Origin of the sequence: Streptococcus sp. 20925_1_77 (assembly GCF_041432125.1) — a bacterium.
Classification (GTDB): Bacteria; Bacillota; Bacilli; order Lactobacillales; family Streptococcaceae; genus Streptococcus.
Genome location: NZ_JAPVZB010000001.1, coordinates 210,521 through 225,993, shown reverse-complemented (window position 1 = coordinate 225,993; position 15,473 = coordinate 210,521). Strand labels below are relative to the sequence as shown.

The window sequence follows — 15,473 nt, the reverse complement described above, 5'->3', positions numbered from 1 at the left end:
TTTGAGGACGTTACGGAGAACTGAGGAGTTGGATATGAATCTCACATTACATGAAGTTGCTCATCTAGTACATGCAAAAAATGATATCAGCCAATTTGAAGATGTGGCCCTCGTCAAGCCGGAATTTGACAGCCGTTTGATTGGGCCTGGAGACCTGTTTGTTCCTTTAAAGGGAGCGCGTGATGGTCATGACTTTATTGAGACTGCTTTTGAAAATGGAGCCGTAGCCACTTTTTCAGAGAAAGTGATCGAAGGCCACCCTTATATTTTGGTGGAAGATGTGCTGAGCGCTTTTCAAACACTAGCTGCAGCCTATCTTCAAAAGACAAAAGTAGATGTTTTTGCAGTAACGGGGTCAAATGGTAAAACCACCACAAAAGATATGTTGGCACAGCTTTTGTCCACCACCTACCTGACCTATAAAACACAAGGAAACTATAATAACGAAATTGGTCTTCCTTATACGGTTTTGCATATGCCAGAAGGGACAGACAAACTGGTCCTTGAAATGGGGCAAGACCATCTAGGAGATATCCATCTCTTGTCAGAACTGGCGCATCCAAAAGCTGCTATTGTCACCTTGATTGGGGAAGCCCATTTGGAATTCTTTAAAGATCGAAGTGAGATCGCAAAAGGAAAACTCCAGATTGCGGATGGCATGCCAGAAGGTGGTCTTCTGGTAGTTCCAGCTGATCCGATCGTCAATACTTACCTTCCTGAAAATCAAACAGTGGTCCGCTTTGGTCCAGACGAGGAGATTTTTATTACCGAGTTAATCGAGCGAAAGGATAGCTTAACTTTCCGAGCTAATTTCTTAGAAGAAGCGATTGATCTTCCGGTAACAGGAAAATACAATGCGACCAATGCTATGATCGCAGCTTATGTTGCCCTGCAAGAAGGAGTGAGTGAGGCTGCGATTCGTGATAGTTTTGAAACCTTGCAATTAACGCGCAACCGGACAGAATGGAAGAAGGCCAGTAACGGAGCGGATATCCTATCCGATGTCTACAATGCCAATCCAACGGCTATGCGCTTAATCTTAGAAACTTTCTCTACCATTCCTGCTAATCCAAATGGTCGAAAATTAGCCGTCCTGGCAGATATGAAAGAACTAGGGAAGCAATCTATTGATCTGCACAACCAAATGATTCTCAGCCTCTCGCCAGATGTCTTGGATACGGTTATTTTCTACGGCCAAGACATTGCGGGATTGGCTCAGTTAGCGAGTCAGATGTTCCCACTCGGACATGTCTATTATTTCAAGAAAACAGCTGAGGAAGACCAGTTTGAGGACATGGTCAAACAAGTCAAGGAAAGCTTGAAAGGGCAAGACCAAATCCTTATCAAGGGAAGCAATTCCATGAATTTGGCAAAATTGGTAGAGGAATTGGAGAATGGTAAGTAATAATGTACTGAAGGATATTCAGCGCTTGATTTCAATCACCAATACAGGCTTAGCGTTCTCAAAAGATCCATTTGATCAAGAGCGCTACCAGGATATTCGTGAAATTTTACAGGATCTTGTGAGAGAAACGACTGATCTGAATTCACAAGAATTATCGGATTTGTTTCGACCGACAAACTATTATGACACCCCCTTAATTGATGTTAGGGCTTGGATTGTCAAAGATAGAAAACTTTGTCTGGTGAAAGGTCAGGGAGAAGAGACCTGGGCTTTGCCGGGTGGTTTTGGTGAGGTTGGCTATTCTCCTAAAGAAAATATTTTAAAGGAAATCCAGGAAGAAACGGGCTATGTAGCACGTGTCAATCGCTTGTTGGCAGTATTTGATACCAATCGCTACCAATTGCAAAGCCGCCAATATGTGAAATTGGTATTTGAATGTGAATTGCTGGATGGAAGTTTTCAACAGAATCAGGAAATTTCCGATCTTGCATTTTTTGAGAGAGAGAAAATGCCTGCTCTTTCTACCAAGCGCAATACAGAAGAACAATTGAATTTCCTTTGGGAGGTTTATGATGGGAAACGAGATTTGTATTGTGATTAAAAATGATCTATAAATTAAAGGGATATAAACATGACATTTTGGGATTTATTGTTTACGAACCAAAAATCAGCCCCGCCTGAGTTTGGGCTCTGGTATTTCATTCTGCCAGCTTCTTTGTTGGTGGTTGGCTACTTTTCCATCAAATATGCACAGTCTAAAAGCTACCAACGCTTTTGGTATTGGGCACAATTGATTCAAGTTTTGACCATCAATGCTTGGTATATTCTCGCCCACATGCCTTTGACGGATAATTTACCTTTTTATCATTGTCGCTTGGCCATGCTTGCGATCCTCTTTGCTCCGAGAGGGACCTATATCAAGCAATACTTTGCCCTCTTGGGAGTTCTAGGATCCATTGCGGCCTTGGTTTATCCAGCCTTTGATCCCTTTCCATTCCCCCATATCACCGTACTCAATCTGATTTTTAGTCACTGGGCCTTGTTTGCCAATAGTTTGATTTACCTACATGATTTTTATCAGTCGGAAAAACAGGACACTTTACGAATTGTTAAGATCACATTTGGTATGAATGCAGTCATCTTTTTGGTTAATCTTTTGACCAGAGGAGATTACGGCTTCTTACGACGTCCACCAATCATTGGAGACCACGGTGCTCTCTTGAACTACCTCTTGGTCAGCATCGTGATGGTGTCTGGTATTTGCTTGGTCAACCAGCGCTACAAATACAAGATGGTTGAAGAGACTGTCGTTTCGCGTTCAGAATAGAAAAAAGAGTAGATGAGGGAAAGAAATCATGGCACTTTGGGACTTATTTTTCACTAGTCAACCAACATCCCCTCCTCAATTGGGGGTCTGGTATTTCTTATTGCCGACTTCTTTGGTAGTGGTGGGAGTTCTGTCCGTTCGATTTGCTCACTCCAAAAGCTACCAAACCTTTTGGTATTGGGGACAGTTGATCCAGTTGCTCATCATCAACTCTTGGTATTTAGCAGCTCGCTTGCCTTTTTCAGAGAGTCTTCCCTTCTATCATAGCCGGATGGCCATGTGGATTATCCTTTTGGCCCCCAAGGGAAGCTTCAAGCAATATTTTGCCCTCGTGGGAGTCTTTGGCTCCATCATGGCCTTGGTTCATCCTGTTTTTTATCCCTACCCTTTTCCTCACGTTTCCTCGATCAACAATGTCTTTGGTCACTGGGCCCTCTTGGCCAACTGCCTAATCTATCTGGTTCAATCCTACCAGGTGGAAGAAGGGGCCGTTTGGAAGATCTGTCAGATGACGTTTGGGGTCAATGCCATTATTGTTCTAGCCAACCTTGTAACGGGCGGAAACTATGGCTTTCTGCGTCGTCCTCCTGTGCTAGGAGACCATGGCCTTGTGCTCAACTTTTTCATCGTGACAGTCCTAATGACGGGGACACTGATCCTCATCAATACTATCGTTCAGTACAGTAAGAAAAGAAGAATACCTGAATCTGTTTAAATAAGGAGACTTTATGCATCATTTTTTCACTACAGAATCAACAGCACCACCAGCAATCTCAGCGCTTTGGTATAGTGTGATGGTCTTGTTAATTGTGACAGCGATCGTGATGTCACTTCGCTATTATCAGAATGAGCAATTTCGCAAATGCTTTCAATACTTACAGGGCTTCCAGTTAATTTGCTTGTATCTTTGGTATTTTTCCTACCACATTCCTTGGTCCAACAGTTTACCTTTTTATCATTGTCGCTTGGCCATGTTTGCGGTCTTGTTTTTGCCAGACAGATGGAAAAGCAAACAGTTCTTTGCCTTGATGGGAGTGAGTGGAGCCATCTTTGCTTTGGGCTATCCAGTCTTTGACCCCTACACTTTCCCTCATATTACGAGCTTTTCTTTCCTCCTCGGACATTACTGTCTCCTGATCAATTCCTTGATTTATCTCCTGAGATGGTATGATCGAAACCTCTTAAAAAATAGTCAGATTGTTCTCTATACCTTTGTTTTAGATTTATTTCTGGTTGGAGTCAATCAATTGACGGGAGGTAATTATGGTTTGATGGCCCGACCTCCGATTATGAGAGGGGATAAGATCTGGCTCAACTATCTAGTTGTATCCAGCATTTTAGCCCTTGCTTTATTACTCTTTAATCAGATCTTCATTCGTAGAAGTGAGCGGATAAAAGTGAGAAAATAACCATGATTGAAGAAGACTAGAATCTACGGATTTTGGTCTTTTTTTGCGTCCCCAAAAAGATCCATCATTGAAAAAAGTGCCTCTTTTCGCTATAATAGAAAAGATAGAGAAATTGAGGAGAGATCCGATGTAAAGATGAATTTGTAAATTTATCAGAAAATAAAAAGAGAAAGAATTAGGAATATGAACGTACAAGAAGAAATTAAAAAACGCCGTACCTTTGCCATTATCTCCCACCCGGATGCTGGTAAAACGACGATTACAGAGCAGTTGCTCTACTTTGGGGGAGAGATTCGGGAAGCCGGTACCGTAAAAGGGAAGAAAACAGGAAACTTTGCTAAGTCTGACTGGATGGATATTGAGAAGCAACGTGGGATTTCGGTAACCTCATCTGTTATGCAGTTCGACTATGATGGCAAACGGGTCAATATCCTTGATACCCCAGGGCACGAGGACTTCTCAGAAGATACTTATCGGACCTTGATGGCGGTGGACGCTGCTGTCATGGTGGTGGACTCTGCCAAGGGGATTGAGGCTCAAACTAAGAAATTGTTCGAGGTTGTGAAACACCGTGGCATTCCTGTCTTTACCTTTATGAATAAGCTAGACCGTGACGGTCGTGAGCCACTGGACCTCTTACAAGAATTGGAAGAAGTCTTGGGCATCGCCAGTTACCCAATGAACTGGCCGATTGGGATGGGGAAAGCCTTTGAGGGACTCTATGACCTCTATAACCAACGCTTGGAACTCTATAAAGGAGACGAGCGTTTTGCGAGTCTAGAAGACGGAGACAAGCTCTTTGCTAACAACCCCTTCTACGAGCAAGTAAAAGACGATATCGAACTCTTGCAAGAAGCTGGAAATGAATTCTCAGAAGAAGCCATCCTTGCAGGTGAATTGACTCCAGTCTTCTTCGGATCCGCTTTGACGAACTTTGGGGTGCAGACTTTCTTGGAAACCTTCTTGAAATTTGCTCCAGAACCACACGGACACAAGAAAACAGACGGTGAACTTGTCGATCCTTACGACAAGGATTTCTCAGGCTTTGTCTTTAAAATCCAAGCCAACATGGACCCTCGTCACCGCGACCGGATTGCCTTTGTGCGGATCGTATCTGGTGAATTTGAGCGTGGGATGAGTGTTAATCTCCCTCGAACTGGTAAGGGCGCTAAGCTATCTAACGTGACTCAATTTATGGCCGAAAGCCGTGAAAATGTCAGCAATGCTGTAGCAGGAGACATCATCGGGGTTTACGATACTGGTACTTATCAGGTTGGAGATACGCTGACAGTTGGTAAAAATAAGTTCGAATTTGAACCACTGCCAACCTTTACCCCTGAAATCTTCATGAAGGTGTCTGCCAAGAACGTTATGAAGCAAAAATCCTTCCACAAAGGGATTGAGCAATTGGTGCAAGAAGGAGCTATCCAGCTCTATACCAACTACCAAACAGGTGAATACATGTTGGGTGCCGTCGGGCAACTTCAGTTTGAAGTCTTCAAACACCGGATGGAAAATGAATACAATGCAGAAGTGGTCATGAGCCCAATGGGTAAAAAGACCGTTCGTTGGATCAAACCAGAAGACTTAGATGAGCGCATGTCTTCAAGCCGAAACATCTTGGCGAAGGACCGCTTTGACCAGCCAGTCTTCCTCTTTGAAAACGACTTTGCCCTCCGCTGGTTTGCGGACAAGTATCCAGACGTTGAGTTGGAAGAAAAGATGGGATAAGGAACGTTTTCAAAACTGATCCATAACAATAGAAATAAGAAAACGGAAGCTTATCTGTTTTCGCTTTTAAAGGAGAAATGATGGGATTACTAAGTGGTTTGATGGGCAATGCCTCTCAAAAGAATGTTGATAAAGTAGAAAGAGATCTGGAAGATATCTTGGTGCCGGGAGAGCAAGTCACACTTGCTTTTAGCTTGATTCGTGATTTAATCGTCTTTACAGAGTTTCGTTTGATCTTGGTGGATAGGCAAGGAGTAACAGGAAAGAAAACTTCCTACAAATCCCTTCCTTATCGCTCCATCTCTCGATTTTCAGTAGAAACTTCCGGTCATTTTGATTTGGATGCTGAATTAAAAATCTGGGTCTCTTCAGCAGTGGAACCTTCAGAAGTTTTACAATTCAAGAGTGACAACAGTGTCATTGAAATCCAGCAAGCATTAGCCAGTGCGGTCTTTAAATAAAAAATCATGTTGATAGAGAACAGTTGAGAAAGGAGACGGAATGTTTATCGATAAACAATTGGGTCAAGATCGGAAATGGATCAATATCGACTCGGATTTGATTGCTGAAAATTCATATCTTTATAAAAAATACGATATTGACAAAGAAACCATTGAGTACGCGATGGATAAGAACGAACGTGCCCATATGGATTACAATCGAGAAAACGGAACGATCACCTTTATCTACAATGTATTGGATTTAGAAAAGGACAAGGAATACTACGAAACCATCCCCATGACCTTTATCGTTCAAGATACGCGACTCGTGACCATCAGTAACCAGGACAATGCCTATATCATTGAACAAATGGTTCGTTATTTGGAAAGCCATGAGGAGCTGTCGATCTATAAGTTGCTTTTTGCAGGTCTTGAAATGATCAGTAATGCTTATTATCCGATTATTGATCGCTTAGATAAGCACAAAGATGAACTCAATCGTTTGCTTCGAAAGACAACGACGACAAAGAATCTTTATGCCCTGTCTGACCTTGAGACCGGTATGGTCTATCTGGTCGCGGCAGCCAAGCAAAATCGGATGTTGCTAGAACATATCAAAGCACATGTCATTTATCGCAGGATGAATGATGTTGAAAAAGAGCAGTTTGATGATGCCATGATCGAAGCGCGTCAGTTGGTTTCAATGACCGAGTTGATTTCCAATGTCTTACAGCAGTTGTCTGGATCATACAACAATATCCTAAACAACAACTTGAATGACAACTTGACAACCCTAACCATCTTTGAAGCCTTGTTGGCGGTCTTAGCCGTTATCACCGGTTTCTTCGGAATGAATATCCCTCTTCCTATGACAGAGGATCCCAATGCTTGGATCTATGTATCCCTATGTAGCTTTATATTATGGCTCATTTTGGCAAAGGTCATGCGTTGGATTGTGAAAAAAAGATAAAAAAAAGAGGCTTGGAGAAATCCGAGCCTCTTCGTATCTAGAATAATCTGAGAAATAGGAACCATCTAGACACCTGCCCTCCTCTCCAAAGAAGGGGCAGTGTGAATAGTTCATCGACTGTACAAAATCTTCTTGGAAATAGTAGGAGTAGATTTAATAGTACTGAGTGGTTCTAAATAAATCAGAACTTAGAATAAATCGTTGAATCAGATAAAATGATCCTATTTCTTTATACAGAAATATTTTAGATACTAACTGTATTATACATATTTATTTGTAAAAACGCAAGATAAGAGTTACCAAAAAATAAAAGTTTTCCGATTTTTTTATACTCCAATGATGAAGTATATAAAATGGTCGCAAGAAGAAAACCAGTCCTGGCTAGGATTTGCGTCACTTTTCTGATTTCAAGCGATCCAGGATTTTTTCCTAAAAAATAAAATTAATCTCCTTTGACTATCATTTGCCTCTTCATTATGTTATACTAGATAAGTTGCAAACTTGTATGAGAGAAATGGTGGGGAGACTGAACAGATGGAAGGCTTCTGTTCGAAAGAAGACTCCCGCAAATAGGATCATGTTGCCTATTTGTTTGAAAAAACGATTCTAGTCAACAACATCCGTTAGGACGCAAAACATTTTTCTCTAAAGAAAATGTAGTCTTAAACAGACGGACTAGTTTTTCTTTAGATGAGTCTTGCGACAGGTAACCGGGAAGATGACTTCCTATGCAATCAGTGCGTATTCGCATTGAAAGAAGTTTGATAAAGTGGCTTCGCACCACTTTTTAGAAAGAAGAAAGAATTGAAATTCAATGAATTTAACTTATCTGCTGAATTATTAGCAGAAATCGAAAAAGCTGGCTTTGTAGAAGCAAGCCCAATCCAAGAACAAACCATTCCGTTGGCTCTTGAAGGAAAAGATGTCATCGGTCAAGCGCAAACAGGGACTGGTAAAACAGCCGCTTTCGGTCTTCCAACTTTGGAGAAGATCGATGTCGATAACACAGTGATTCAAGCACTTGTCATTGCTCCGACGCGTGAATTGGCGGTTCAAAGTCAGGAAGAACTCTTCCGCTTTGGACGCAGTAAGGGTGTCAAAGTGCGCTCTGTCTATGGTGGATCAAGCATTGAAAAGCAAATTAAAGCTTTGAAGTCAGGCGCTCACATCGTTGTGGGAACACCTGGACGTTTGCTAGATTTGATCAAGCGCAAGGCCTTGAAGCTCGATCATATTGAAACCTTGATCCTGGATGAAGCAGATGAAATGCTCAACATGGGCTTCTTGGAAGATATCGAAGCCATCATTAGCCGTGTTCCAGAAACACGCCAAACCTTGCTCTTTTCAGCAACGATGCCAGAAGCCATCAAACGCATTGGTGTTCAGTTTATGAAAGAACCCGAACACGTTAAGATTGCGGCCAAAGAATTGACAACTGATTTGGTCGATCAATACTATATTCGTGTCAAAGAAGGCGAAAAATTTGATACCATGACTCGATTGATGGATGTCGAGCAACCTGAACTTGCCATCGTCTTTGGTCGGACCAAACGCCGGGTCGATGAATTGACTCGTGGCTTGAAGATTCGTGGTTTCCGGGCAGAAGGAATTCACGGAGATTTGGATCAAAACAAACGCCTCCGAGTGCTTCGTGACTTTAAAAATGGGAACTTGGACGTCTTGGTAGCAACAGACGTTGCGGCACGTGGCTTGGATATTTCAGGTGTGACCCATGTCTACAACTACGATATTCCACAAGATCCAGAAAGCTATGTTCACCGGATCGGACGGACAGGTCGTGCTGGGAAAACAGGGCAATCCATTACCTTTGTATCGCCAAATGAAATGGGCTATTTGCAAATCATTGAGAACTTGACTAAAAAGCGGATGAAGGGAATGAAACCTGCAACAGCGGAAGAAGCCTTCCAAGCGAAAAAACAAGTAGCGCTGAAGAAAATTGAGCGAGACTTTGAGGATGAAAAAATCCGAACGAACTTTGAGAAGTTTGGTAAGGATGCTCGCAAATTGGCTACAGCATTCACTCCTGAAGAATTGGCTATGTATATCTTGAGCTTGACTGTTCAAGATCCAGACAGTCTTCCAGAGGTCGAAATTGCGCGTGAAAAACCATTGCCATTTAAACCATCTGGTGGTGGCTTTGGTGGGAAAGGCAAAGGCGGCCGTGGGAATGGCCGTCGTGGAGACCAACGCCGTGACCGAAATCGCAGAGATGACCGTGAAGGTAGACGCCGTGATTTCAAACGCAAGTCAAATAAAAATAGCCGAGATTTTGAGGGCAAAGGCAACAAACGTCCTCATCGTACTTCCAATGAAAAGAAAAATGGATTTGTCATCCGCAATAAAGGGGATAAATAAGTCCGAAGGAACGGTCTAGCAATAGGCCGTTTTTTTATATGAAAAATAAAAAATACAAGGGTTAACCAGCTGTTAACCCTTGTATATTTATAAGGAGACCTAAATGATAACTGACTCTTTTAGAAAAATGTATCATGATAAGGAGCATCCAAAAAAGTCAGACAACAGAAAGAATGAATTCCTCAAATGGAATATTTCTGTTAACATGTTAAGTCTACAATTATTTCTAAGCTTTGTCAAGAATTTTTTCTTATTTTTTTAAAATTTTTGACTAGAAAAATAAAAATTGACAATCTCTTCTAAAAGGTTATAATGAATATAATAACTATACTAATTAAAAAGAGGTGTCGCCCATGGTGATTGCATTAAAAAATGATGATCTAGAAGTACAATTTAAGACATTTGGTGGGGAATTGAGCTCCATTCGAAGTAAGGAAGGCATAGAATATCTCTGGCAGGGAGATCCAGAGTATTGGTCAGGACAAGCGCCGGTTCTGTTTCCGATTTGCGGGAGTGTTCGTAATGGCCAAGTGCAGTATCATCTAAAAGATGGAGTGAAGACAGACCAGCTTCCAAGACACGGCCTCATTCGCAAGAGAGAGTTTGAACTCAAAGAACAAACAGACCATCGTCTTGTCTTTGAAATCACCTCTAACGACGAGAGCTTACAAAATTATCCCTACCATTTTCGAGTGGAAATCGATTATGAATTGAAAGGGAAAGAGATCACCATCACCTATCGCGTGCAAAATTTAGAGTCAGATCAAGTCATGCCTTATTTCATTGGAGGGCATCCAGCCTTTCGTTGTCCCCTTTTAACAGATGAAGACTATGAAGACTACGAGTTGATTTTTGAAAAAGAAGAAAGTTGTAGCGTTCCTCTCTTGTTCACAGAAACCGGTTTGGTTGATCGCCTGCAGCGGACGCCATTTTTAGACCATAGTCGTAGGCTACCTTTGCGCCATGAACTGTTTGAAAAAGACGCCATTATTTTAGATCAATTAGCCTCTAAATCTGTGCAGCTCCTCTCGAAAAAATCTGGTAAAGGTTTGGAATTTGCCTTTGCAGATTTTGAGAATCTCGTCCTTTGGTCTACCAATAACAAGGGGCCTTTCATTGCCTTAGAGCCTTGGACGGGTATTTCCACATCTGCAGAAGAGGGCGATTTCTTCGAAGATAAAAAAGGTGTGATCCAGTTGGCTCCTCAAGAAACACGGAGTCACCAGTACCGTATCACCATTTTGTAAATGAAAAACCGTTGGACTATGGAGTCCGACGGTTCTTTTTGATATAGTTTAGCTTAGCTTGGCGTGATTTCTTTTTAAAGAGAGCCTCGGCAGACATAGCAGAGGGTTTATCTGGATAGGATTCTTGGTAGAGAAGTTTAACGGGGAGGCGAGCCCGTGTGTATTTGGCACCTTTTCCAGCATTGTGCGTCTTTATGCGTTTTTCGACATCTGTGGTGTAGCCAGTGTAGAGGGAGCCATCCGCACACTCTAGGACATACATGTAAGCCTTAGTTTCCATAGTAAATCTCATGAATCTCGTCTGTATAGCTGCCGTCTTCATTGTGAATAAAGAGGGGAGGCAGAATTTTTAAACCGTCCAGTGAGCCATCCTTGATCGCCTCAATCAACAACATATTCGCCTCTTTGGTCACTTTGGGATAGACAAACTGGATCCGCTTAGGTGCAAGATTGTAACGCTTCATGGTTTCGATGATATCCAAGAAGCGATCTGGACGATGGACCATCGCTAGTCGACCATTTGATTTGAGAACCCGCTGGGCCACATGGCAAATCTCATCTAAATTGGTGGTAATTTCATGCCGAGCTAAGAGGTAGTGTTCACTCTCATTGAGATTGGAATGCTCATCCACCTTGAAATAAGGAGGATTGCAGAGGATGATATCCACCTTACTGCCCTTGATATGTTGGGGTAAATGCTTGAGGTCATCTGTGATCATGGACATTTGCTGGTTCAAGCCATTGAGAGCAATGGAGCGGGTTGCCATATCCGCTAGACGTTCCTGTATTTCGACACCAATGATCTGGGCCTCTGTACGAGTACTCGCAAAAAGTCCCACGGCCCCATTTCCAGCGCAGAGATCTACGATCAAGCCCCGCTTGGGCAATTTTGGAAAGCGCGAGAGCAGGACGCTATCCACGGAATAACTAAAGACTTCCCGATTTTGTATAATTTTCACATCACTTGAAAAGAGTTGATTGACGCGCTCGCCGTCTTTTAATTCGATATCTGTCATGGCTCTATTATAGCATGAAAAGAGGCTTGGGGAAAGATCGATAGAACATAAAAAGAGAGTGGGACAGAAATCGGTAATTCGTAAGAATTCGATTTCGTCGTCCCACCTCCGCACAGTTGAGTAGGGCTGTAAAAGCTGATGAAATCAGCGTAGTAGAGCCCACTCAACCACTGCGTCTTGCTCGACAATCCAAAAATAATTGAGAGGCTAGGACTTTTGTCCCAGCCTCTTTTTTTAATCAAATTCATATTTTTGGAGAATCGTAGTGAGGATAAAGACTCCTGTAAAGATAGCCATCAATGCCAGATAAACTGGGAAAGTAGTGGCTGTAAGGAGGGAAATCTCGATCAAGTTTTTCAACACGACCGCAGATGCGTAGAATCCTACTACAGAGAAGAGGATGAGGAGGGCCCGCCAGATATTTAGTGGCAGGCAAGCACGGATAACGGATAGGAAACCGATGGATCCAAGTAAGTAGTAGGATACAGTAGACATATCGGCTGCAGACCAACCATGGCTTGCTCCCCAAAGGCGAATGAACAAGACACTAAAGACGACCATCAAGGCGCTTGGTAAGGCTAACAGAAGGGAACGTCTCAAGAAGTGCTTTTCAACAGGTTTGATATTGCGTTCAAAGGTCAACACAAATGGTGGGAATCCTTCGACGAATTGGTCAATCAGGGTGATTTGAATAGGAATGAAAGGGAAAATCAGCAAATAGTTGACGTTAAAGAAGAGAGCACTGGCAATACAAATGATAGCCAAGAGGAAGGAATAGATCGTTTTGATAAAGAAGATTGGAGCGATTCGTCCAATGTTATTCACCACACGACGGCCTTCAAAAAGAATTTCTGGAACGTCATTAAAGTCAGAGTTCAAAAGAACAATATTGGCAATTTGACGGGTTGCGGGATCTCCCTCGGCCATCACGATGGAGCAGTCTGCTTCGCGAAGAGCAAGGATATCATTGACCCCATCTCCTGTCATAGCAGTCGTCCGACCAGCTGCTTTCAAGGTTTGGATGAGCAGTTTTTTCTGGTGAGGAGACACGCGCCCAAAGATAGCTGTTTCTTCTGCTTGATCCACTAATTGATCATCAGAAATTTTTGAACAATCGATGTAGTTCTCATAATTTTTGAAGCCAGCTTGTTGAGCGATATAAGAGACCGTCACAGGGTTATCACCGGAGATGATTTTGAGATCCACTCCTTGAGAGCGCAAATACTCAAGAGTATCTGAAGCCCCTTCACGAATGGGGTCTGTAATCTCAATAACCGCAATTCCTTCAAGATTTTCAGGAAGTTTCAATTCCTGCATGCTGATCAGTTCTGAACTGTGAGCTAAGACGAGCACGCGCGATCCACGAGCTTGTGCTTCGACGACAGCAGCTGGATTTTTTTTAAGGAGCATTTCAGGAGCACCGAGAAAGACGGTTCCAAGGTTGGATAGGTGCATGGCTCCCCATTTCCGATCACTTGAGAAAGGAATAATGTTTTCCGCAGTATAAGCATGCTCCAACTCCCCATAAGCCTTGCGAATAGCTTGAGCAGTAGGATTGGTGTCCTCGCTATATTGCATGTAAGCTGAAAGGATAACTTTGATGGTTTCCTCAGAAAAATGATCAGATAAGCTATGGAGAGCTTCGACTGTCATCTTCCCTTGAGTGATGGTACCGGTCTTATCAAGACACAAGGTATCCACACGCGCCAAGGTTTCTACTGAGTACATTTCTTGGACAAGAACCTTGCGCATACCGAGCTTAATAACCGCTGTCAAAAGAGATGTAACCGTCAGTAGGGCAATTCCCTTTGGCAACATTCCCAAGAGAGCTGTGGAAGAATTCACGACAGAATCCTTGATCGGTAGCATCTTGATCAACAGTGCTTCAAAGAAGAGGGCAAGGCCAAATGGAATGATAATTTTACCAGTGAAGCTAGAAATTTTCGCTAAGTTATAAAGAATACGCGAATTGATAGGCTTCAAGGTTTTAGCTTCCATCATCAGTTTGTTGGCATAGTTGTTTGCTCCAACTCGCTTGACACGGGCATAGACTTGACCACTGGCAATATAACTACCAGAAAGCAGTTCATCGCCAACTTCTTTTAAGACCAGATCACTCTCACCAGTTAGCATAGCCTCATTGGCTTCTGCAATACCGGACATGACTTCAGCATCACTAGGGATCTGCTCACCCGAAGACAGAAGCATTAGATCACCTAGGACAAGCTTCTCTGGTGGAATCGCATCTTTTTCCCCATCACGAATGACAGTCACTAGCTCACGACTCATGAGGTTGAGTTTATCAATCATCCGCTTGGCGCGCATCTCGGTCATGATCCCTGTAATGGCATTGAAGCAAATGACCGCGAAAAAGATCATATTGCTCCAGGCCTGTACAGCAGCCAAGGCTACGGCAATCACAAAGTTTAAGGTATTAAACAAGGTGAAGACGTTGCGCTTGATGATTTGCCAGGTACTGGTACTTGTATTCGTTGTAAAATCATTGGTTTGTCCGCGATCCATTTTCTTACGGACTTCACTGAGGGACAAGCCCTTTAAATCATTCGTTTCCATAGACAATATGATATCATTTTTTTGAGAAAAAGACTATCTAGAATAGGTCCGCTGAGACATTTTTTATCTAAAAAAAGTTTGCGGTCAAAATCAGGATACGGTATAATAAGAAGGAACGTTTTACATGATGGAATATCTTGTAGAGATTAATGAAATGGATTTGAGGAACAACTATGTTTTATACCTATTTACGTGGCCTTGTTGCCTTTATTCTTTGGGTTTTAAATGGCAATGCCCATTACCATCATAAGGACAATATTCCAGATCGGGAAGAGAACTATATATTGGTATCGCCTCACCGGACCTGGTGGGATCCAGTCTATATGGCCTTTGCGACTAAGCCAAAGCAGTTTATCTTTATGGCGAAAAAAGAACTCTTCGCCAATCGTATTTTTGGCTGGTGGATTCGTATGTGTGGGGCTTTTCCGATCGACCGTGAAAATCCGGGAGCAGAAGCCATTAAGTATCCTGTCAATATGCTGAAAAAGAGCAACCGTTCCTTGATTATGTTTCCAAGTGGAAGCCGTCATTCTCAAGACGTCAAAGGCGGTGTTGCCATCATTGCCAAAATGGCTAAGGTCCGTATCATGCCAGTGACATATACTGGTCCAAGAGACTTGAAAGGGTTGGCAACGGGTGAACGCATTGATATGAACTTTGGACATCCGATTGATATTTCGGATATTAAAAAGATGAATGACGAAGGAGTGGCAGAAGTTGCCCGTCGTATTCAAGAGGAGTTTGACCGTTTGGATGCGGAAGCGCAAGCGATCAACACCCCAACAAAACCGTTTATCTTGATTCGTTTGTTAAAAATCCTTTTGATTCCTCTTGTCTTAGTCGTGGGCGTCTTGACCTTGCTCTTTAGTTACCTGGCCAGCTTTGTATGGGATCCGGACAAACATCGAAAAAACAAGTAAAAAAACTGAGAGTTTTTCTCAGTTTTTTTTATTTTTACGAATAATAAAAGTGAGAGGA

14 protein-coding genes are annotated in these 15,473 nt (G+C 42.5%); 11 read left to right on the top strand and 3 right to left on the bottom strand.

From position 1 onward, the window contains the following. Window positions 1–34: 34 nt before the first annotated feature. The 10 genes from murF to O3626_RS01045 all read left to right on the top strand — a co-directional run bounded on the left by murF (window position 35) and on the right by O3626_RS01045 (window position 10,905). Window positions 35–1,405, top strand: a complete 1,371-nt coding sequence (gene murF, locus O3626_RS01090; protein ID WP_254727863.1) for a UDP-N-acetylmuramoyl-tripeptide--D-alanyl-D-alanine ligase — start codon at window positions 35–37, stop codon at window positions 1,403–1,405. Beyond that, window positions 1,395–2,006: an NUDIX hydrolase N-terminal domain-containing protein gene (locus O3626_RS01085; protein ID WP_003015213.1), complete on the top strand. Its 612-nt coding sequence runs from the start codon at window positions 1,395–1,397 to the stop codon at window positions 2,004–2,006. The genes murF and O3626_RS01085 overlap by 11 nt, the downstream gene beginning before the upstream one ends. A 30-nt stretch (window positions 2,007–2,036) precedes the next feature. Next, the gene (locus tag O3626_RS01080) at window positions 2,037–2,732 is read left to right on the top strand and encodes a TIGR02206 family membrane protein (RefSeq protein WP_371494703.1); all 696 of its coding nucleotides are present in this window, start codon (window positions 2,037–2,039) and stop codon (window positions 2,730–2,732) included. Window positions 2,733–2,760: 28 nt separating this feature from the next. After that, on the top strand, window positions 2,761–3,447 hold the full coding sequence (locus tag O3626_RS01075) for a TIGR02206 family membrane protein (RefSeq protein WP_371494701.1): 687 nt from the start codon (window positions 2,761–2,763) through the stop codon (window positions 3,445–3,447). A gap of 13 nt (window positions 3,448–3,460) precedes the next feature. After that, window positions 3,461–4,141 carry a TIGR02206 family membrane protein gene (locus O3626_RS01070; protein WP_371494700.1) on the top strand — a complete coding sequence of 227 codons (681 nt, stop codon included), beginning with the start codon at window positions 3,461–3,463 and terminating at the stop codon, window positions 4,139–4,141. Window positions 4,142–4,324: 183 nt separating this feature from the next. Then, window positions 4,325–5,872 (top strand): peptide chain release factor 3, encoded by a 1,548-nt coding sequence (locus O3626_RS01065; RefSeq protein WP_023917622.1) that lies wholly within the window; start codon window positions 4,325–4,327, stop codon window positions 5,870–5,872. Window positions 5,873–5,952: 80 nt separating this feature from the next. Continuing rightward, complete coding sequence (locus O3626_RS01060; RefSeq protein WP_371494698.1) at window positions 5,953–6,333, top strand: PH domain-containing protein; 381 nt, start codon at window positions 5,953–5,955, stop codon at window positions 6,331–6,333. A gap of 40 nt (window positions 6,334–6,373) precedes the next feature. Then, window positions 6,374–7,282: a magnesium transporter CorA family protein gene (locus tag O3626_RS01055; protein WP_070666301.1), complete on the top strand. Its 909-nt coding sequence runs from the start codon at window positions 6,374–6,376 to the stop codon at window positions 7,280–7,282. Between the two features lie 804 nt (window positions 7,283–8,086). Then, window positions 8,087–9,658: a DEAD/DEAH box helicase gene (locus O3626_RS01050; protein ID WP_371494696.1), complete on the top strand. Its 1,572-nt coding sequence runs from the start codon at window positions 8,087–8,089 to the stop codon at window positions 9,656–9,658. A 353-nt stretch (window positions 9,659–10,011) separates the two neighbouring features. Further along, entirely contained in the window at window positions 10,012–10,905 is an 894-nt protein-coding gene (locus O3626_RS01045) for an aldose 1-epimerase family protein (RefSeq protein ID WP_371494694.1), read from the top strand. Window positions 10,906–10,921: 16 nt separating this feature from the next. Here the strand turns inward: O3626_RS01045 and O3626_RS01040 are convergent, their stop codons facing one another. The 3 genes from O3626_RS01040 to O3626_RS01030 all read right to left on the bottom strand — a co-directional run bounded on the left by O3626_RS01040 (window position 10,922) and on the right by O3626_RS01030 (window position 14,495). After that, complete coding sequence (locus O3626_RS01040; RefSeq protein ID WP_371494692.1) at window positions 10,922–11,185, bottom strand: GIY-YIG nuclease family protein; 264 nt, start codon at window positions 11,183–11,185, stop codon at window positions 10,922–10,924. After that, entirely contained in the window at window positions 11,175–11,921 is a 747-nt protein-coding gene (locus tag O3626_RS01035; protein ID WP_021152863.1) for a tRNA1(Val) (adenine(37)-N6)-methyltransferase, read from the bottom strand. The genes O3626_RS01040 and O3626_RS01035 overlap by 11 nt, the downstream gene beginning before the upstream one ends. Before the next feature lie 234 nt (window positions 11,922–12,155). Beyond that, window positions 12,156–14,495 (bottom strand): cation-translocating P-type ATPase, encoded by a 2,340-nt coding sequence (locus O3626_RS01030; RefSeq protein WP_371494689.1) that lies wholly within the window; start codon window positions 14,493–14,495, stop codon window positions 12,156–12,158. Between the two features lie 173 nt (window positions 14,496–14,668). On the opposite strand from O3626_RS01030, the gene O3626_RS01025 reads away from it, so the two are divergent. Beyond that, complete coding sequence (locus O3626_RS01025) at window positions 14,669–15,415, top strand: lysophospholipid acyltransferase family protein (RefSeq protein WP_371494687.1); 747 nt, start codon at window positions 14,669–14,671, stop codon at window positions 15,413–15,415. Window positions 15,416–15,473 lie beyond the last annotated feature (58 nt).